Consider the following 17,895-nt stretch of genomic DNA (forward strand, 5'->3'; position numbering starts at 1 on the left):
GGATCGGTCAGCGGGCGCCGGGCTTGCCGAACTCCTCGATCAGCACCGGGTACTGCTCCTTGCCGTGCCCGGCGGCGATCGCACGATCGGCCATCGCCTTGATCAGCCTCGGCAGCTCGGCGTTGACCCCCACCGCCTCGCTCTCCTCGATCAGATGCGCCATCGCCCGCGCGTCGGTCTCCAGCGCCGACACCTCGGCCGGGAACGAACCCCTGTCGATCTGCTCGGCGTACCCCGGTAGCCATTCGGCGACACCGGCGGCGATGTGCCGCGCGAACGGCGCATACGTCCCGGCGTCGACCCCCGCCGTCCTGAGCAGGGCCGTGCCCTGAAGCCAGGCGTTCAGCACGCTCCACATCATGGCCAGGCCGGCCGCGTCGTACAGCGACGCCAGACCGTGGTCCGCACCGAGGTAGGTCACGGTGCCGAGTGCGCCGAGTGCCGACTCGTGTGCGTCGAAGTCCGAGCGCGCCCCGCTCTGCAGGATCACCGCGTCAGAGGTACCGATGGTCGACGGGATGGCCATGACGGCGCCGTCCAGATAGCGGGCACCTCGCGCTTCCGCCCACCGGGCGGTTTCCCGCGCCTGGCCCGAGTCGCCCGAGGTCAGGTTGATCAGCGTCGTGCCGTCCAGCTCGACATCGCTCGCGCCGATTGCCTCGCGCACGGCTCGGTAGTCGGTGACACAGACGACCGTCAGGGAACCAGCCGCGACCGCCTCGCCGACGGTCTGCGCTGATCGCGCGCCCTCGGCCACCAGCCGGTCGGCCTTGCCGGGCGTACGGTTCCACACGGTCGTGGGGTGCCCGGCCTTCAGGAACGCCCCGGCGAGTGCCTGGCCCATCAGGCCGAGTCCGATGACTGTCACGGGTGTTGGGGTGATTTCGTCCATGGCAGCATCGTCAACGTTGATACCGGTGTGAAGGTCAAGCGAGGTTGTCGATGCGGATCGGGGAACTGAGCCGGCGGACGGGCGTCAACGCCCATCAGCTGCGCTACTACGAGTCCCAGGGCCTGCTGGAGCCGGCCCGCGGGGCGAACGGCTACCGCGAGTACGACGAGAGCGCCCTGCTGCGGGTGAAGCAGATCCGCCACCTGCTCGGCGCCGGTCTGTCCTCGGAGGACATCGCGTACCTGCTGCCCTGTGCGACCGGGGAGGCCCCGGAACTGCTCGGCTGCCCCGAACTCCTGGCCGCCATGCGGTCCCGCCTGCGCCGCCTGGACGACCAGATGGAACGACTCGCCCAGTCCCGCGAGGCCCTGGCCGACTACATCGAGGCGGCCGAACGCGCGGGCGGCGAGAGCTATCCGCCCCTGGGTCTCACGCAGCCTGCCTAGCCACGGATTTGCCCGTCCTTGACGGCGGTGACGAACGCCGCCCAGCCGCTCCGCGAGAAGACCAGTGCGGGGCCGTGCGTGGCCTTGCTGTCCCGCACGGGGACGTCGGGGTGGCCGGGGGCGACTTCGAGGCACTCAGCTTGACTACCGCCGCTGTAGCTGGACTTGAACCACCCGGTGTACTCACTGCTGATCATGCGCGTGATCCTCTGCTGCCGATCTGACGAGGGCCAGTGACTCCTGCTGCGACAACGCGTCGCTCAGGGCCAGAGCGTAGGCGGTCTGGCATGCCCTCACCAGCGCCGGATCGTCCATCAGGCGTCCTGTCTCGAACGCGTCGACATATGCCACCGGGGCGGAATCCTCGAAGCTCATCAGGGTGAGCAGGCTCTCCATGAGCGGATGCGCACCGACGCGGTACGGAAGGACGTGCAGCCGGATACGTCGCGACCCGGCCAAGTCCGCGATCTTGCGCAGTTGTTCCGCCATGACCTGCGAGCCACCCACAGCGCGTCGCAGCACGGCCTCGTCGAGAAGCGTCCAGATGACCGGAGCCGACGGCCCGTCAAGGATGCGGGCACGCTCTGTTCGAATGACAACTTGCCTGTCAAGTTCCTGGTCTGTAGTGGTGGGGCGGTAAGCCGCGAACACGGCCCGGGCGTAGTCGGGTGTCTGAAGCAGGCCGGGGACCAATGCGAGCGCGAACTGCTGGATCAGCGTTGCCTGTTGCTCCAGTTCGGCGGTGGCAGCGAAACGGGGGTCGTACTTGTTCTCCAGGTCCTCCAGCCACCGCGCGAAGAACCCGTCCGTCCCCAGTGCCCGGTCGATCCGCTGCGCGTCATCCGGCTTGGGGAGGCGTCTGCCCGCCTCGAAATGACTGATCAGCGTGGGCGAGCACACCACCTGTTCGCCCAGTTCCTCCTGGGTGAGGCGAGCGGCGGTCCGCCTCAGCCGCATCTCCTCCCCGTACTTCTGACGCGGCGTTCGAAGCATGCGACGCTCGTCCATCAGCCAACTCCCCTTCTTGACAAGCGCGATGTCAAGCTCCACCCCCTGGCAGCGTAGCGAGCGTCGACCCCACCCTGTGAGTGATTCACCACAGAACGCAGTCACCGCAGGTGAGAAGGCAGGCAGACAGACGTGGTAGACCTCATGACCCGGCTCCTGGAGCCGTTCCTCCGCTTCCTCTTCCCTCCCCGGGGGAGGCGACGTCGGTCGGCGGCACCATCCCCGAGCCCGTACACATGCCAGGCGGCCTGCTGTCGCCCCGGCGAGCGTCCGCTCCGGGGAGAGGACAACCGGCTGGTGCGGCCCTACCTGATGACGGAGGCGAGCGCATGACCGGCGGGGCGCGCGACCACGCGGTGTCCGGGCGGCTGTTGCCGTGGACCGGTATCGACGGCAGGCCGTGCTACCTCGTGGGCGACGGAACCGGCTACGTCTCACGGCTCGCCGACGCGATCGAGGACGTGCAGATCGACATGGCGGGCCGTCTGCTCGGGCATGCCGCCGAACTCCTCGCGGAACCCCGGGTGACCAGCGCGGAACTGCACTACCTGGCCCGGCGGCTCAGCGAGTCCCTGCGGGACGTCAAAAGGGTCGCGGAGAGCAGAGGGGCACGGCTCACCCGCAGGCCTCCGCCATGACCGAGGCGGAGTCAGCGCGCATCGGTGCGGCGGGCGTACGCCCGGGCCGCGCGGGCGCGGTCGCCGCAGCGGGTGGAGCACCAGTGGCGGCGGCCGTGGCGGAGCAGGAAGCGATTGCAGGGCGGGGACCCGCAGGCGGTCAGGCGCTCGGCCTCCGGTGAGGTGAGCAGGTCGGCCGCGTCGGCGGCGAGGGTCGCCAGGGCGAGGTCGACGATCGCGGTCGTGGGGTGGGGGGCGGTGCGGTAGGGGCCCGTCTTGTCGTCCCACCGCAGCAGCGGTGCCGTCGGGACCCTGGTCATCGCGTCGTTGACGGCGCTCACGGCTGCGGGCAGGGCGGGCACGCCGTCGACACGGGCGGCGAACAGGGACCTGATCTGCTCACGCAGTGACCGCAGTTGGGCCGCGCACATCTCCCGCATGCCGGCGTCGACGGGGGCGAGGCCGCGCTCGGTCAGCCAGTGGTTCGCCCGCGCAGGGGTGCCGACGAGATCGAGCGTGCGTCCGCCGGGGAGAGCGACGGCGCTGTTGGCGAGGGCCAGGGAGGGGTGCTCCTCCTCGCCCTGTGCGGGCGGCGGGGCGGGTTGTTCGGTCACGGGCTCCTCCATAACTCTCATGGTACGGCTTGCCTGTATCCGTGAGAAGCGGCTACGGTCATCTCACGGTTCGATTACTTCTATCCGTGAGGTGCTGCATGTCTGCCCTTCCTGCGACGACCGACTTCCCCGTCCGCGTCCTCGGCGGCCCGACCGCGTTCTTCGAGTACGGCGGCCTGCGCTTCCTGACCGACCCGACCTTCGACGCCCCCGGCGACTACGGCCGGCCCGGCCGCCCGCAGCTGACCAAGACCGCGCCGTCCGCCTCCGCCCCCGGCGACCTCGGGCCCATCGACGTGGTCCTGCTCTCCCATGACGAGCACCCCGACAACCTCGACACCTCCGGCCGGGCCCTGCTCGCCGACGTACCCCTGACCCTGACCACGTCCGGCGGCGGCGAGCGGCTGCGCGAGAGCCTGGGGGAGCGGGTCCGGGGCCTCGCCGACTGGGAGTCCGTCGCCCTGGACCGCCCGGGCGGCGGCACGGTCACCGTGACCGCCGTCCCCGCCCTGCACGGCCCCGGCCCGCGCGAGCAGGTCGAGCCGTACACCGGCCAGGTCGTCGGCTTCGTCCTGACCGGCGAGGGCCTGCCCACCGTCTACGTCAGCGGTGACAACGCCTCACTGGAGGCGGTCGGCGAGATCGCCGGCCGCTTCGGCCCCGTCGACACCGCCGTCCTCTTCGCGGGCGCTCCCCGCTTCCCCGTCCTCTTCGACAACCAGGTCATCGTCCTGGACAGCGCGATGGCCGCCGAGGCCGCGCGGATCCTCGGTGCCCGTCGGGTGGTCCCCGTCCACTACGACAGCTGGGCGCACTTCACCGAAGGGGGCGACGAGCTGGCGGCCGCGTTCACCGCCGCCGGGCTCGCCGACCGCCTGGACTGGGGCAAGGGCGCCTGACCTGCCGTCACTTCCGCCAGAACAGGTGATGCACCACCCCGCTCGGGCTCGGCACCACATCGCAGTGGAAGCGGTCGAACAGTTCCCCGGGGGACTCCCACAGCCGTGAGCCGGACCCGAGCACCACGCCGGGCGAGACCGCCACGTGCAGCGTGTCCACCAGGTCGGCGTCCAGGAACTCCCGGACGGTGGCCGCCCCGCCGCCGAGCCGGACGTCCTTGCCCCCGGCCGCCTTGCGCGCCTGGGCGAGGACCTCGGCCGGATCCCCGCCGACGAAGTGGAATGTCGTGTCGGAGAGGGTGAACGAAGGGCGCTCGTGGTGGGTCATCACGAACACCGGGGTGTGGAACGGGGGTTCGTCACCCCACCAGCCCTGCCACTCGTGGTCCTGCCACGGGCCGCGCTGCGGGCTGAACTTGTTGCGGCCCATGATCTCGGCGCCGATGTTGTGGTGGAAGTCGCGCACCAGGTAGTCGTCCAGGCCGCGGCTCCCGCCCGGGTCGGTGCGGTTGGGCCAGCTCGCCGTCGCGCCGGCCCAGGCGAACATCGTGCCGGGATCGGCATGGCCGAAGGGCCGCTCCAGGCTCTGGTGCTCACCGGCACCGAAACCGTCACTCGAGACATTGAAGTTCTGTACGCGCAGCAACTGGGACACGTCGCTCCTCCTGTGGTCGATACGAGGAAGACCGCCCGGGCCGTCGAAACTCATCGGTCCGGGCCCGGCGCATCAGAAAACCCGGCTCACCCGGCCTGCGCCACCACGTGGTCGATCACGTGCCGGAAGTCCGCGTCCGGGGAGAACTCCACCAGCTCGGTGTCCGCCGGCGCGAGCGGCACATGGCCGGGGCCCCAGTAGTACGCCTGCCCCGCCTCGTACTCCTCCTCGCCGGAGGCCGCCCGCATCCGGATCCGGCCCTTCAGCAGATAGCCCCAGTGTTGCGGGCACTGGCACGCGTCGTCGGGCAGCCCTTTGAGGGCCGGGGCCATGTCCGCGCCCTGGGGCAGGGTGATGTAGCTGATCGACATGCCGTCGCCGATCGGCATGGTGCGTACCTCTACGCCGTCGCCTCCGAGCGCGACGGGGACGTCGTCGCGAGTCGCTGCCGTCATGGCTCCTCCGCTCGCCGTGGAACTCGCCGTGGAAACGGACCTCGTCCTTCCACCCTGAACCGCGGGGGAGTCCCCCGCGACATCACGATCCGGTTGCGACGTGTCGGCGGGGTCTTGATTTACCAGCGTGTAATCGATTCCATCCATCCGTCGATGTAATCGATTCCACGGGCATCCACGCGGTGCTCCCACGACTGATCCACAAGGAGGTGGAGCGGCGGTGGCCAGCATCAAGGACGTCGCTGCCGAGGCCGGCGTCTCCGTCGCGACGGTCTCGCGCGTCCTGAACGACCACCCGTCGGTCAGCGCCGACGCACGCACCCGCGTGCTGGCCGCCGTCGAGACCCTGGGCTACCGCCCGAACGCCGTCGCCCGCTCCCTGCGCACCGACCAGACCCGCACCCTCGGCCTGGTCATCAGCGACGTGCTGAACCCCTACTTCACCGAGCTGGCCCGCTCCGTCGAGGAGGAGGCCCGCGCCCTCGGCTACAGCGTCATCATCGGCAACGCCGACGAGCGGCCCGACCTCCAGGACCACCACGTACGCACCCTCCTGGACCGCCGCATCGACGGCCTGCTCGTCTCACCCACGGACGGCGGCTCGCCGTTGATGCTGGACGCCGCGCGAGCCGGGACGCCCATGGTGTTCGTCGACCGGTGGATCCCGGGCGTGGACGTACCGGTGGTGCGGGCGGACGGACGGGCCGCCGTTCGGGACCTCGTGGCGCACCTGCACGGGCTCGGGCACCGCCGGCTCGCCATCATCGCGGGCCCGGCGGCCACCACGACCGGCCAGGAGCGCGTCGAGGCCTTCCGGGAGGCGCTCGGCGCCCACGGTCTCGAACTGCCCGACGCCTACATAGGGCAGGGCGACTTCCAGGCCGAGAGCGGCCGGCTGGTCACCGAGGGGTTCCTCGACCTGCCCGAGCCGCCCGAGGTCGTCTTCGCCGCCGACAACCTGATGGCGCTCGGCGCGCTGGACGCCGTACGCGCGCGTGGCCTGCGCGTCCCGGACGACCTCGCGCTGGCCGCGTTCGACGACATCCGGTGGTTCGTGCACACCGATCCGCCGATCACCGCGATCGCCCAGCCCACGGGCGAGCTGGGCCGGGCCGCCGTACGGGCCCTGGTCGACCGCATCGAGGGGCGGCCCGGCGAGTCCGTCACCCTCCCTGCCCGGCTCGTCGTACGCCGCTCGTGCGGCGAGAACCCCACCCCAGTGCAAAGGAGCACGACGTGAGCAACGCGGACGAGTTGCTGCGCATCGAGGGCATACGGAAGACCTTCCCGGGCGTGGTCGCGCTGGACGGCGTCGACTTCGATCTGCGCCGGGGCGAGGTGCACGTGCTGCTCGGTGAGAACGGCGCAGGCAAGAGCACCCTCATCAAGATGCTCTCCGGCGCCTACACCCCCGACGCCGGGCGGATCCTGGTCGGCGGCGAGGAGACCCGCATCCAGGGTGCGCAGGACTCCGAGCGGCTCGGCATCGCCACGATCTACCAGGAGTTCAACCTGGTACCGGATCTGACCGTCGCCGAGAACATCTTCCTGGGGCGCCAGCCACGCCGGTTCGGGATGATCGACCGGAAGAGGATGGAGGCCGACGCCGAGGTCCTGCTGAAGCGGGTCGGCGTGGACGTGTCGCCCCGGGCCCGGGTCCGGGAACTCGGCATCGCACGCCTGCAGATGGTCGAGATCGCCAAGGCGCTCAGCCTCGACGCCCGCGTGCTGATCATGGACGAGCCGACCGCCGTGCTCACCTCCGAGGAGGTCGGCACGCTCTTCGCGATCGTGCGCACGCTGCGCGAGGACGGCGTCGGGATCGTCTTCATCACCCACCACCTGGAGGAGATCGCCGCCCTCGGCGACCGGGTGACCGTCATCCGCGACGGGAAGAGCGTCGGGCAGGTCCCCGCCTCCACCCCCGAGGACGAGCTCGTCCGGCTCATGGTCGGCCGCTCCATCGAGCAGCAGTACCCGCGCGAACGCCCCGAACGCGGTGCCGCGTTGCTGTCCGTCGAGGGACTCACCCGGGACGGCGTCTTCCACGACGTCGGCTTCGAGGTGCACGCCGGTGAGGTCGTCGGCATCGCCGGTCTGGTCGGTGCCGGCCGCACCGAGGTCGTACGGGCGGTCTTCGGAGCCGACTCCTACGACAAGGGCACCGTGAAGGTCTCCGGCGCCCCGGTCGCCAAGTCCGACGTCAACGCGGCCATGACCGCGGGCATCGGGCTCATTCCCGAGGACCGCAAGGGCCAGGGCCTGGTGCTGGACGCCTCGGTCGAGGAGAACCTCGGCCTGGTGACCCTGCGGTCGGGCACGCGCGCGGGCTTCGTCGACCTCAAGGGCCGGCGCGAGGACGCCGAGCGGATCGCGAAGCAGCTCGGCGTGCGGATGGCCGGCCTCGGCCAGCACGTGCGCACGCTCTCCGGCGGCAACCAGCAGAAGGTCGTCATCGGCAAGTGGCTGCTCGCGGACACCAAGGTGCTGATCCTCGACGAACCGACCCGCGGCATCGACGTCGGCGCCAAGGTCGAGATCTACCAGCTGATCAACGAACTCACCGCCGCCGGCGCGGCCGTCCTGATGATCTCCAGCGACCTTCCTGAGGTGCTCGGCATGAGCGACCGGGTGCTGGTGATGGCCCAGGGCCGGATCGCCGGTGAACTCGCCGCCGACGAGGCGACCCAGGACGCCGTGATGGCCCTCGCCGTCAGCACTCCCACGATCCCGAACACGACCACGACCACGACCGGAACGGAGGCCTCCCGTGGCCACTGACACGCTCACGAGCACGACGGGCGCGGGTGGCGCCTCCGGGGGCCTGCGCCGCCTCCTGCTCGACAACGGGGCGCTGACCGCGCTCATCGTCCTCGTCATCGCGATGTCGGCGCTGTCCGGCGACTTCCTGACGACGGACAACCTCCTCAACGTCGGCGTCCAGGCAGCCGTGACGGCCATCCTCGCCTTCGGCGTGACCTTCGTGATCGTCTCCGCGGGCATCGACCTGTCGGTCGGCTCGGTCGCCGCGCTGTCCGCCACGGTCCTCGCCTGGAGCGCCACCTCGGCGGGCGTGCCCGTCCTCCTCGCCGTGCTGCTCGCCATAGCCACGGGCATCGTCTGCGGCCTGGTCAACGGCATCCTGATCTCCTTCGGCAAGCTGCCGCCGTTCATCGCCACGCTGGCCATGCTGTCCGTGGCCCGCGGCCTGTCCCTCGTCATCTCCGAGGGCTCCCCGATCGCCCTCCCCGGCTCCGTCTCCCACCTCGGCGACACGCTCGGCGGCTGGCTGCCGGTGCCGGTCCTGGTGATGGTCGTCATGGGCCTGATCGCGGCCCTCGTGCTCGGCCGGACCTACATCGGCCGCTCCATGTACGCCATCGGCGGCAACGAGGAGGCCGCTCGGCTGTCCGGCCTGCGCGTGAAGCGGCAGAAGCTCGCCATCTACGCCTTCTCGGGCGTCTTCGCCGCCGTCGCCGGTGTCGTGCTCGCCGCCCGGCTCTCCTCCGCGCACCCCCAGGCCGCCGACGGCTACGAACTGGACGCGATCGCCGCCGTCGTCATCGGCGGCGCCTCCCTCGCGGGCGGTACGGGCAAGGCCTCCGGGACGCTGGTCGGCGCGCTGATCCTGGCGGTGCTGCGCAACGGGCTGAACCTGCTGAACGTCTCGGCGTTCTGGCAGCAGGTCGTCATCGGTGTGGTCATCGCGCTGGCGGTGCTGTTCGACACGCTGCGGCGCAAGGCGGGGGCGACGCCGGTGGCGGCCGGTGCCGGCGGCCCCAAGGGCAAGCAGGCGGCGACGTACGGGCTCGCGGCCGTCGTCACCGTTGCGATCGTCGGCGCCACGTCCTTCCTGCACAACGGCTCCTCCGCCTCGGACAGGCCGAAGATGGGCCTGTCGCTCTCCACCCTCAACAACCCCTTCTTCGTGCAGATCCGGTCCGGCGCCCAGGCCGAGGCGAAGAGGCTGGGCGTCGACCTGACCGTCACCGACGCCCAGAACGACGCCTCCCAGCAGGCCAACCAGCTGCAGAACTTCACCAGTTCCAACCTGGGCGCGATCATCGTCAACCCGGTGGACTCGGACGCGGCGAGCAACTCCGTGAAGGCCGCCGACAAGGCCGGCATCCCGGTCATCGCCGTCGACCGGACCGTCAACAAGGCGGCGGTGGACACCCTGGTCGCCTCCGACAACGTCGCCGGCGGTGAGCTCGCGGCGAAGTCCATCGCCGGCAAGCTGGGCGGCAAGGGCAAGATCGTGATCCTCCAGGGCCAGGCGGGTACCTCCGCGGCCCGGGAGCGGGCGCAGGGCTTCGCGAACGGCCTCAAGGCCTACCCGGGCATCCAGGTCGTCGCCCAGCAGCCGGCCGACTTCGACCGCACCAAGGGCCTCGACGTCATGTCGAACCTGCTCCAGGCCCACCCGGACGTCCAGGGCGTCATCGCGGCCAACGACGAGATGGCCCTCGGCGCGATCAAGGCGCTGGGCTCCAAGGCCGGCAAGTCGGTCTCGGTCGTGGGCTTCGACGGCACGCCTGACGGACTGAAGGCGGTCGAGGGCGGCACGCTGTACGCGTCGGTGGCGCAGCAGCCCTCCCAGTTGGGGAAGATCGCCGTGGACAACGCCCTGAAGGCGCTCCAGGGCAAGAAGGTCCGGGAGACGGTGAAGGTGCCGGTGAAGGTGGTCACGAAGGAGAACGTGGCCGGCTTCAGCGGCTGACATCGGGGAACGGCGGGCGGCCGCACGGCATGTGCGGACCGCCCGCCCATGTCACTCACGTGGGGAGACGACTCATGTACGACTACGACCTCCTGGTCGTGGGGTCGGCCAACGCCGACCTGGTGATCGGAGTGGAGCGCCGGCCCGGGGCCGGTGAGACCGTGCTCGGCTCCGACCTGGCCGTCCACCCGGGCGGCAAGGGCGCGAACCAGGCGGTCGCCGCCGCCCGGCTCGGCGCCCGCACGGCACTGCTGGCCCGGGTGGGCGACGACGCGCACGGCCGGCTGCTGCTCGACTCGCAGCGCGAGGCGGGCGTCGACACGGTCGGCGTCCTGGTGGGCGGGGCGCCGACCGGCGTCGCGCTGATCACGGTCGACCCCTCGGGTGACAACAGCATCGTCGTCTCGCCCGGCGCCAACGGCCGCCTCACGCCCGAGGACGTCAGGTCCGCCGGGTGCCTCTTCCAGGGGTCCCGGGTGGTGTCCGCGCAGCTGGAGATCCCGCTGGAGACGGTGGTGGAGGCCGTACGGAACCTGGCGCCTCGGAGCCGTTTCGTGCTGAACCCCTCACCACCCCGCCCCCTTCCGCGGGAGGTGCTGGCGGCGTGCGACCCGCTGATCGTGAACGAGCACGAGGCGAAGGTCATCCTGGGCGACTCCGCCGTCGGGGACAGCCCCGAGGACTGGGCGCGGATCCTGCTCGCCAAGGGCCCGAGGTCGGTCGTGGTGACGCTGGGCGGTCAGGGCGCGCTGGTGGCGTCGTCGGAGGGTGTCTCGCGCGTGCCCGCCGTGAAGGTGGACGCGGTGGACACGACCGGAGCGGGCGACTCCTTCACCGCCGCGCTGGCCTGCCGGCTGGGCGCGGGCGAGTCGCTGGCGGATGCGGCGGCGTACGCGGCCCGGGTGGGTGCCGCGACCGTGACGAGGAAGGGCGCGCAGGCGTCCTTCCCGACGGCGGCGGAGGTCCCCGCACCGTGAAGAAGACCGGGATACTCAACCGTCACCTCGCCGGTGCGCTGGCCGGACTCGGCCACGGCGACGGGGTGCTGGTGTGCGACGCGGGCATGCCCATCCCCGACGGACCCCGCGTGGTGGATCTGGCCTTCCGGGCGGGGGTGCCGGCGTTCGCCGAGGTGCTGGACGGGCTGCTGGCCGAGCTGGTGATCGAGGGCGCCACGGCGGCGCGGGAGATCCGGGACGCCAACCCGGAGGCGTCGTCGCTGCTGGAGGGGCACTTCCCCGGACTGGACCTGGTGTCGCACGAGCGCCTCAAGGAGCTGTCGGCGGGTGCCCGGCTCGTCGTCCGCACGGGCGAGGCACGGCCGTACGCCAACGTCCTGCTGAGGTGCGGCGTCTTCTTCTGACGGTCTCGAAGGGGCCCCTGAACTGGCCCGAACGGTTTCGAGGGGGCCCGGTCCGTCGACCCGGCCCCCTCGGCCTTTCCCCTCCCGTCAGGTCCCCCGCGATCCCCCCGGATCCCCCTCCAGAAGTCCTGACGCCTAGTACGACCGGGGTGGGGCCGAAAGGGTTGCACGGCGAAGTAAGAAAATCTCGCCGGTTTTTTTTGAGGGGCCCCGGCCGTGGCTCCGGAAGGCCGCCCTAGGTTGACACCATGCGCCTCTTCGACAAGCTCACCGGGACCACCCACCCCGCCGACGGTGTCGCTCCGCGCCCGGCCCAGGAGGTGCGCGCGGCCCTGCTCGGGCTGGGCCGCGCCGACGCGCCGTACGTGATCCGCGACGGTGCCGCGCAGGGCGCCGACGTGGTCGCGGAGTGGCGGACGGCCGAACCGGCCTGGCAGCACCTCTTCGTCCGGTCGCAGCTGACGCGCGCCGTCCGGTTCCGGATGCGCCTGGTCCCGGAGAGCCACGAGGTGCGCGTCATCGAGGAGGGGCGGGAGGTCACCCGGGTCGGCGATCCGCCGCGGCTGAAGATCTCCGGGCAGTACACGCGCGGGCCCGACCGGACCGTCTCCCGCCACTACACGATCGGCCGAGGGGAGAGCGGCCGGCTCGAAGCGACGGAGACCTACCGCTTCGACAGCGCGGAGCTGCGCGACCCCCTGCGGGACGTCGTGCTCACCGCCGGCTGGACCTGGCGGGGGGTTGTCTTCGGCAGGCTGTGAGCACGCGGGTGAGGCCCCCGTCGTCCTCCTCGACGTCGCGCACGTGCGCGAACCCGATCCGGCCGAGCAGGCGCAGCGAGGCCTCGTTCTCCGCGGCGACGGTGGCGTGCACCTCGGCGAGCCCGAGCGTTTCGAAGCCGTAGGCCAGGAGTGCCGCGGCGAGCTCGGTCCCGAGTCCGCTTCCCCAGGCCTCGGGAGCCAGCGCGTAGACGATCTCGTGCCCGTCCACCGCGTCGGTGCGCTTGATCTCCGCGTGCCCGACCAGTCGCCCCTCGCGCCGGACCGCCCACACGTCGAACAGGTCCCGTGCGTAGACCTTGCTGAAGATCCTCCCGAACAGAGCCCGGTCGTCCGCCTCGGAAGAGGGCCCGTCACCCATCCACCGGGACACCCTGACGTCCTGGAACAGGGCGACGAAACCCTCTTCGTCGTCCGGCGTGTAGGGGTCCAGGAGCAGGCGTCGGGTGTGCAGGGTCGGGGACATGGGGCGGACGCTAGTCAGGCGGGAGACGGAGCGGCAATCGGGTTTCGTGCCGCCCGGACATCCGCAGGCCCCCTCACCGCCGCAGGCTGTAGCTCACCATCGACGCCCCCACCACCGACCCGAAGGCCGGCAGCAGGAACTGCGCGAAGGCCTCCCAGCCCCAGACGATCCCCGCGCACGCCGCCGTGACGTTGATGGCCAGGGACATGATCCACAGGGCGACGCTCTGGGCCTGGGGTGACATCGTTCCTCGTCGTCATTCGGGGCCGGTCGGAAGGAAACAGGCGGGGCGGTAAATCAACCCGGCCCGGGGCTGGAAGGGGCTGGAATTCCGGTAGGGGTGCCCGGTGCGGCGCCGGACGGCCGGGCGGGTTCCCGTGTGGCGCGGAAGTCCCCGGGGCCACGATCGCATGCTGCCCGGAAAACGCCGGAGCCACCACCAGCAGCGTCAACGTGCCGGCGGCGCACAGCCCGACGAGAAGCGTGCCCGTGACGCGGGGGCGCTCGGGCCAGGGGGACGCATCGGCATCACGGTCGCTCCGGAATCGAGTCCGACCCCCATTTCTCGAACTCCTGAATTCTTCCACGGTAAGAAATCACATTAGGGACGACCGGGATGCTTGAACCGTAAAGCTTCGAGCCTTCTTGTGAATTCACCGTGAAAGGTGAACCCCTGCGCGCATACTGATCGGTCGCCTTGTGTGCTCGTCACCGGCGCTCCGCCCCCCGGCCGCACTGTCGTACCCGGGCGGTACCGTCGGATCATGACCGATCAGGCGGGGGCCGCCCAGACGGGCGAGCGGCGACTGGCCACGCTGGAAGGCGTACTCGAACGCATCACGTACGCCAACGAGGAGAACGGCTACACGGTCGCCCGTGTCGACACCGGCAGAGGCGCCGGTGACCTGCTCACGGTCGTCGGTGCCCTGCTCGGCGCGCAGGTCGGCGAATCCCTGCGCATGGAGGGCCGTTGGGGCTCCCACCCGCAGTACGGAAAACAGTTCCACGTCGAGAACTACACGACCGTCCTGCCGGCCACCGTCCAGGGCATCCGCCGCTATCTCGGCTCCGGCCTGGTCAAGGGCATCGGCCCGGTCTTCGCCGACCGCATCACCCAGCACTTCGGCGTCGACACCCTCACGATCATCGAAGAGGAGCCCAAGCGCCTCGTCGAGGTCCCCGGCCTCGGCCCCAAGCGGACGAAGAAGATCGCCGACGCCTGGGAGGAGCAGAAGGCCATCAAGGAGGTCATGCTCTTCCTCCAGACCGTCGAGGTGTCCACATCCATCGCCGTCCGCATCTACAAGAAGTACGGCGACGCCTCCATCTCGGTCGTGAAGAACCAGCCCTACCGGCTCGCCTCCGACGTCTGGGGCATCGGCTTCCTCACCGCAGACAAGATCGCCCAGTCCGTCGGCATCCCGCACGACAGTCCCGAGCGCGTCAAGGCGGGCCTCCAGTACGCCCTGTCCCAGTCCACCGACCAGGGCCACTGCTTCCTCCCGGAGGAGCAGCTGATCAAGGACGCGGTGAAGCTCCTCCAGGTCGACACGGGCCTGGTCATCGAATGCCTGGCGGAGCTGGCCGAGCCCCCGGAGGACGGCGAGGACCCCGGCGTCGTACGGGAGAAGGTCCCCGGCCCGGACGGCGGGGAGCCGGTCACCGCGATCTACCTCGTCCCCTTCCACCGCGCCGAACTCTCCCTCTCCGCCCAGCTGCTGCGCCTCCTGCGCACCGACGAGGACCGCATGCCGGGCTTCCGGACCGTGGCGTGGGACAAGGCGCTGGGCTGGCTGAAGGGGCGCACCGGCACCGAGCTCGCGCCCGAGCAGGAGGCCGCCGTCAGGCTGGCGCTGACCGAGAAGGTCGCCGTCCTCACCGGCGGCCCGGGCTGCGGCAAGTCCTTCACGGTCCGCTCGATCGTGGAGCTGGCCCGCGCCAGGAAGGCCAAGGTCGTGCTCGCCGCCCCGACCGGCCGGGCCGCCAAACGCCTGTCCGAGCTCACCGGCGCCGAGGCCTCCACGGTCCACCGCCTGCTGGAGCTCAAGCCCGGCGGCGACGCGGCCTACGACCGGGACCGCCCGCTGGACGCCGACCTGGTGGTGGTCGACGAGGCGTCCATGCTCGACCTGCTCCTCGCCAACAAGCTGGTGAAGGCCGTCCCGCCGGGGGCGCACCTGCTGTTCGTCGGGGATGTCGACCAGCTGCCCAGTGTCGGCGCGGGCGAGGTGCTGCGGGATCTGCTGGCCGACGGCGGCCCGATCCCGGCGGTCCGGCTCACCCGGGTCTTCCGGCAGGCCCAGCAGTCCGGCGTGGTGACCAACGCGCACCGGATCAACGCCGGCCAACACCCCGTCACGGACGGCATGAAGGACTTCTTCCTGTTCGTCGAGGAGGACACCGAGGCCGCCGGCCGGCTCACCGTCGACGTGGCTGCCCGGCGCATTCCGGCGAAGTTCGGGCTTGACCCGCGCCGTGACGTCCAGGTCCTCGCCCCGATGCACCGCGGCCCGTCCGGCGCGGGCACCCTCAACGGCCTGCTCCAGCAGGCCGTCACCCCGGGCCGTCCCGACCTGCCCGAGAAGAGATTCGGCGGACGGGTGTTCCGTGTCGGCGACAAGGTCACCCAGATTCGCAACAATTACGAGAAGGGCAAGAACGGTGTCTTCAACGGCACCGTCGGTGTGGTCACCTCGCTCGACCCGGTCGACCAGCGCCTGACGGTGCTCACCGACGAGGACGAGGAGGTGCCGTACGAGTTCGACGAGCTCGACGAACTGGCCCATGCCTACGCCGTGACGATCCACCGCTCCCAGGGCAGCGAGTACCCGGCCGTCGTCATCCCGGTCACCACGGGCGCCTGGATGATGCTCCAGCGCAACCTGCTCTACACGGCCGTCACCCGGGCCAAGCAGCTGGTCGTCCTGGTCGGTTCGCGCAAGGCGATCGGCCAGGCGGTGCGCACCGTTTCGGCGGGTCGGCGGTGCACGGCACTCGACTTCCGCCTCGGTTCAGCAAAAAATGATCGATCAAATGAGTCGTGAAGGTCACAAGCCACTTCCAGAAGGGGAGCGCAGAGGGCAGGATGAGCAAGTTGACGGCACTCAGTGCCGTCAATAGGCCCGATGGTCGACCCCGAGTGCACTCTCCTGAGCCAAGTGGGGGATGGTAGAGACAGTCAGGGCAACCTCGAAGATGAGGCACAACGTCGGTGAGGGAAGACGTGAGCGACAACTCTGTAGTACTGCGGTACGGCGACGGCGAGTACACCTACCCGGTGATCGACAGCACCGTCGGTGACAAGGGCTTCGACATCGGAAAGCTCCGCGCCCAGACCGGTCTGGTGACGCTGGACAGCGGTTACGGCAACACGGCCGCGTACAAATCCGCCGTCACGTACCTGGACGGCGAAGCGGGCATCCTGCGGTACCGCGGCTACCCGATCGAGCAGCTGGCCGAGCGCTCCACCTTCCTGGAGGTCGCCTACCTGCTGATCAACGGCGAGCTGCCGACCGTCGACGAGCTCTCGGTGTTCCAGAACGACATCACGCAGCACACCCTGCTGCACGAGGACGTCAAGAACTTCTACAAGGGCTTCCCGCGCGACGCGCACCCGATGGCCATGCTGTCCTCGGTCGTCTCGGCGCTGTCCACGTTCTACCAGGACAGCCACAACCCGTTCGACGAGCGCCAGCGCAACCTCTCCACGATCCGCCTGCTCGCCAAGCTTCCGACGATCGCCGCGTACGCCTACAAGAAGTCGATCGGTCACCCGTTCGTCTACCCGCGCAACGACCTCGGCTACGTCGAGAACTTCCTGCGCATGACCTTCTCGGTCCCGGCTCAGGAGTACGAGCTGGACCCGACCGTGGTCTCCGCGCTCGACAAGCTGCTGATCCTGCACGCGGACCACGAGCAGAACTGCTCGACCTCCACGGTCCGCCTGGTCGGCTCCTCGCAGGCGAACATGTTCGCCTCGATCTCCGCCGGCATCAACGCGCTCTGGGGCCCGCTGCACGGCGGCGCCAACCAGTCCGTGCTGGAGATGCTGGAGGGCATCCGCGACTCCGGCGGCGACGTCGACACCTTCATCCGCAAGGTGAAGAACAAGGAGGACGGCGTCCGCCTGATGGGCTTCGGCCACCGGGTCTACAAGAACTTCGACCCGCGCGCCAAGATCATCAAGGCCGCCGCGCACGACGTGCTGTCCGCCCTCGGCAAGTCCGACGAGCTGCTGGACATCGCGCTGAAGCTCGAGGAGCACGCGCTCTCCGACGACTACTTCGTCTCGCGCAGCCTCTACCCGAACGTCGACTTCTACACGGGCCTGATCTACCGGGCCATGGGCTTCCCGACCGAGATGTTCACGGTCCTGTTCGCCCTCGGCCGGCTGCCGGGCTGGATCGCCCAGTGGCACGAGATGATCAAGGAGCCGGGCTCCCGCATCGGTCGCCCGCGCCAGATCTACACGGGCGTGGTCGAGCGCGACTTCGTTCCCGTCGAGGAGCGCTGAGCGCAGGAGCAGTAGCGCGTCAGTCCCCGTATCCGCCGGCCGGATGCGGGGGCTTTTGCGTGGGCGGGGCGAGCGGGGGCGAGGTGGGAGGGGAGGGCACGGGCGGGGCCGGAGCGTGCTGTCGTGTGATCTCTCACGGGATTTCTTACGCAATGAAGAAGGCGCCCCGACGTCGGTCCCCCCACGGGCCGACGACCAGGGCGCCTTCCCAGTCCCGGTACGGATTCCCCCCACGGGATCCGGCCGGGCGTCTGTGAGGACAGCGCCTGAACCGCTGTTGAGCAGAACGAGCAGAACTCGCCGTACTTCTGTGAGGTGCGATCTGCCGGGACAGCGCACGCCCGGGAGGGCCGCTCAAAGCTTCCCGGTGTACGTGCCCCGGCAACGCTCCCCCAAGCTCTCAACTCTGTTCGAGCAGGGAGGTACCTCCAACTGGAGAAGTCCCCCAAGACATCTCCAGATGCCAGG

Annotated in this window: 19 protein-coding genes; 11 read left to right on the forward strand and 8 right to left on the reverse strand. The window is 70.3% G+C overall.

Annotation, left to right across the window (positions count from 1 at the left end; all coding sequences use genetic code 11):
- Window positions 1-7: 7 nt before the first annotated feature.
- A complete protein-coding gene (locus AB0937_RS02545; RefSeq protein ID WP_366709096.1) occupies window positions 8-892 on the reverse strand; it encodes an NAD(P)-binding domain-containing protein in 885 nt (294 codons plus the stop codon).
- A 50-nt stretch (window positions 893-942) separates the two neighbouring features.
- Here AB0937_RS02545 and AB0937_RS02550 point away from each other — a divergent pair, with 50 nt between their 5' ends.
- Window positions 943-1,338, forward strand: a complete 396-nt coding sequence (locus AB0937_RS02550) for a MerR family transcriptional regulator (RefSeq protein WP_366709097.1) — start codon at window positions 943-945, stop codon at window positions 1,336-1,338.
- Here the strand turns inward: AB0937_RS02550 and AB0937_RS02555 are convergent.
- Both AB0937_RS02555 and AB0937_RS02560 read right to left on the reverse strand, forming a co-directional pair.
- Window positions 1,335-1,535, reverse strand: coding sequence for a DUF397 domain-containing protein (locus AB0937_RS02555; protein WP_366709098.1), 201 nt, complete (start codon window positions 1,533-1,535; stop codon window positions 1,335-1,337). The genes AB0937_RS02550 and AB0937_RS02555 overlap by 4 nt on opposite strands.
- Entirely contained in the window at window positions 1,522-2,346 is an 825-nt protein-coding gene (locus AB0937_RS02560) for a helix-turn-helix transcriptional regulator (protein WP_366709331.1), read from the reverse strand. The genes AB0937_RS02555 and AB0937_RS02560 overlap by 14 nt, the downstream gene beginning before the upstream one ends.
- A gap of 329 nt (window positions 2,347-2,675) precedes the next feature.
- Here AB0937_RS02560 and AB0937_RS02565 point away from each other — a divergent pair, with 329 nt between their 5' ends.
- Window positions 2,676-2,984 carry a hypothetical protein gene (locus AB0937_RS02565; protein WP_366709099.1) on the forward strand — a complete coding sequence of 103 codons (309 nt, stop codon included), beginning with the start codon at window positions 2,676-2,678 and terminating at the stop codon, window positions 2,982-2,984.
- Between the two features lie 11 nt (window positions 2,985-2,995).
- Here the strand turns inward: AB0937_RS02565 and AB0937_RS02570 are convergent, their stop codons facing one another.
- A complete protein-coding gene (locus tag AB0937_RS02570) occupies window positions 2,996-3,589 on the reverse strand; it encodes an ABATE domain-containing protein (RefSeq protein ID WP_366709100.1) in 594 nt (197 codons plus the stop codon).
- A gap of 86 nt (window positions 3,590-3,675) precedes the next feature.
- Here AB0937_RS02570 and AB0937_RS02575 point away from each other — a divergent pair, with 86 nt between their 5' ends.
- Complete coding sequence (locus AB0937_RS02575; RefSeq protein WP_366709101.1) at window positions 3,676-4,476, forward strand: MBL fold metallo-hydrolase; 801 nt, start codon at window positions 3,676-3,678, stop codon at window positions 4,474-4,476.
- A 7-nt stretch (window positions 4,477-4,483) separates the two neighbouring features.
- Here AB0937_RS02575 and AB0937_RS02580 read toward each other — a convergent pair whose 3' ends face one another.
- Both AB0937_RS02580 and AB0937_RS02585 read right to left on the reverse strand, forming a co-directional pair.
- Window positions 4,484-5,131, reverse strand: a complete 648-nt coding sequence (locus AB0937_RS02580) for a dihydrofolate reductase family protein (RefSeq protein ID WP_366709102.1) — start codon at window positions 5,129-5,131, stop codon at window positions 4,484-4,486.
- An 86-nt stretch (window positions 5,132-5,217) separates the two neighbouring features.
- Entirely contained in the window at window positions 5,218-5,586 is a 369-nt protein-coding gene (locus AB0937_RS02585) for a hypothetical protein (protein ID WP_366709103.1), read from the reverse strand.
- 220 nt (window positions 5,587-5,806) lie between these two features.
- Between AB0937_RS02585 and AB0937_RS02590 the strand changes: the two genes are divergently transcribed.
- The 6 genes from AB0937_RS02590 to AB0937_RS02615 all read left to right on the forward strand — a co-directional run bounded on the left by AB0937_RS02590 (window position 5,807) and on the right by AB0937_RS02615 (window position 12,430).
- The gene (locus AB0937_RS02590; protein WP_366709104.1) at window positions 5,807-6,826 is read left to right on the forward strand and encodes a LacI family DNA-binding transcriptional regulator; all 1,020 of its coding nucleotides are present in this window, start codon (window positions 5,807-5,809) and stop codon (window positions 6,824-6,826) included.
- Window positions 6,823-8,367 (forward strand): sugar ABC transporter ATP-binding protein, encoded by a 1,545-nt coding sequence (locus tag AB0937_RS02595; protein WP_366709105.1) that lies wholly within the window; start codon window positions 6,823-6,825, stop codon window positions 8,365-8,367. The genes AB0937_RS02590 and AB0937_RS02595 overlap by 4 nt, the downstream gene beginning before the upstream one ends.
- Window positions 8,357-10,306 carry a substrate-binding domain-containing protein gene (locus AB0937_RS02600; RefSeq protein WP_366709106.1) on the forward strand — a complete coding sequence of 650 codons (1,950 nt, stop codon included), beginning with the start codon at window positions 8,357-8,359 and terminating at the stop codon, window positions 10,304-10,306. Before AB0937_RS02595 ends, AB0937_RS02600 begins: the two co-directional genes overlap by 11 nt.
- Before the next feature lie 74 nt (window positions 10,307-10,380).
- A complete protein-coding gene (locus tag AB0937_RS02605) occupies window positions 10,381-11,283 on the forward strand; it encodes a ribokinase (RefSeq protein WP_366709107.1) in 903 nt (300 codons plus the stop codon).
- Window positions 11,280-11,669 carry a D-ribose pyranase gene (gene rbsD / locus AB0937_RS02610; RefSeq protein WP_366709108.1) on the forward strand — a complete coding sequence of 130 codons (390 nt, stop codon included), beginning with the start codon at window positions 11,280-11,282 and terminating at the stop codon, window positions 11,667-11,669. Before AB0937_RS02605 ends, rbsD begins: the two co-directional genes overlap by 4 nt.
- A gap of 248 nt (window positions 11,670-11,917) precedes the next feature.
- Window positions 11,918-12,430: a hypothetical protein gene (locus tag AB0937_RS02615; protein ID WP_366709109.1), complete on the forward strand. Its 513-nt coding sequence runs from the start codon at window positions 11,918-11,920 to the stop codon at window positions 12,428-12,430.
- Here the strand turns inward: AB0937_RS02615 and AB0937_RS02620 are convergent.
- Together AB0937_RS02620 and AB0937_RS02625 are read right to left on the reverse strand one after the other, a co-directional pair.
- On the reverse strand, window positions 12,384-12,914 hold the full coding sequence (locus tag AB0937_RS02620) for a GNAT family N-acetyltransferase (RefSeq protein WP_366709110.1): 531 nt from the start codon (window positions 12,912-12,914) through the stop codon (window positions 12,384-12,386). The genes AB0937_RS02615 and AB0937_RS02620 overlap by 47 nt on opposite strands.
- A gap of 73 nt (window positions 12,915-12,987) precedes the next feature.
- Complete coding sequence (locus tag AB0937_RS02625; RefSeq protein WP_159038809.1) at window positions 12,988-13,158, reverse strand: hypothetical protein; 171 nt, start codon at window positions 13,156-13,158, stop codon at window positions 12,988-12,990.
- A gap of 520 nt (window positions 13,159-13,678) precedes the next feature.
- Between AB0937_RS02625 and AB0937_RS02630 the strand changes: the two genes are divergently transcribed.
- Window positions 13,679-15,958, forward strand: coding sequence for an ATP-dependent RecD-like DNA helicase (locus AB0937_RS02630; RefSeq protein WP_366709111.1), 2,280 nt, complete (start codon window positions 13,679-13,681; stop codon window positions 15,956-15,958).
- A gap of 179 nt (window positions 15,959-16,137) precedes the next feature.
- On the forward strand, window positions 16,138-17,427 hold the full coding sequence (locus AB0937_RS02635) for a citrate synthase (RefSeq protein WP_104779851.1): 1,290 nt from the start codon (window positions 16,138-16,140) through the stop codon (window positions 17,425-17,427).
- Window positions 17,428-17,895: the final 468 nt, after the last annotated feature.

Source organism: Streptomyces sp. NPDC047880, assembly GCF_040706515.1.
Lineage (GTDB): Bacteria > Actinomycetota > Actinomycetes > Streptomycetales > Streptomycetaceae > Streptomyces.

Excerpts from the sequence above, each read along its gene's own strand:
- AB0937_RS02615 (WP_366709109.1), top strand. The coding sequence starts at position 11,918 with ATGCGCCTCTTCGACAAGCTCACCGGGACCACCCACCCCGCCGACGGT.
- AB0937_RS02630 (WP_366709111.1), top strand. The coding sequence starts at position 13,679 with ATGACCGATCAGGCGGGGGCCGCCCAGACGGGCGAGCGGCGACTGGCC.
- AB0937_RS02585 (WP_366709103.1), bottom strand. The coding sequence starts at position 5,586 with ATGACGGCAGCGACTCGCGACGACGTCCCCGTCGCGCTCGGAGGCGAC.
- AB0937_RS02605 (WP_366709107.1), top strand. The coding sequence starts at position 10,381 with ATGTACGACTACGACCTCCTGGTCGTGGGGTCGGCCAACGCCGACCTG.
- AB0937_RS02620 (WP_366709110.1), bottom strand. The coding sequence starts at position 12,914 with ATGTCCCCGACCCTGCACACCCGACGCCTGCTCCTGGACCCCTACACG.
- AB0937_RS02545 (WP_366709096.1), bottom strand. The coding sequence starts at position 892 with ATGGACGAAATCACCCCAACACCCGTGACAGTCATCGGACTCGGCCTG.
- AB0937_RS02565 (WP_366709099.1), top strand. The coding sequence starts at position 2,676 with ATGACCGGCGGGGCGCGCGACCACGCGGTGTCCGGGCGGCTGTTGCCG.
- AB0937_RS02625 (WP_159038809.1), bottom strand. The coding sequence starts at position 13,158 with ATGTCACCCCAGGCCCAGAGCGTCGCCCTGTGGATCATGTCCCTGGCC.
- AB0937_RS02560 (WP_366709331.1), bottom strand. The coding sequence starts at position 2,346 with ATGGACGAGCGTCGCATGCTTCGAACGCCGCGTCAGAAGTACGGGGAG.
- AB0937_RS02550 (WP_366709097.1), top strand. The coding sequence starts at position 943 with ATGCGGATCGGGGAACTGAGCCGGCGGACGGGCGTCAACGCCCATCAG.
- AB0937_RS02575 (WP_366709101.1), top strand. The coding sequence starts at position 3,676 with ATGTCTGCCCTTCCTGCGACGACCGACTTCCCCGTCCGCGTCCTCGGC.
- AB0937_RS02555 (WP_366709098.1), bottom strand. The coding sequence starts at position 1,535 with ATGATCAGCAGTGAGTACACCGGGTGGTTCAAGTCCAGCTACAGCGGC.
- AB0937_RS02570 (WP_366709100.1), bottom strand. The coding sequence starts at position 3,589 with ATGGAGGAGCCCGTGACCGAACAACCCGCCCCGCCGCCCGCACAGGGC.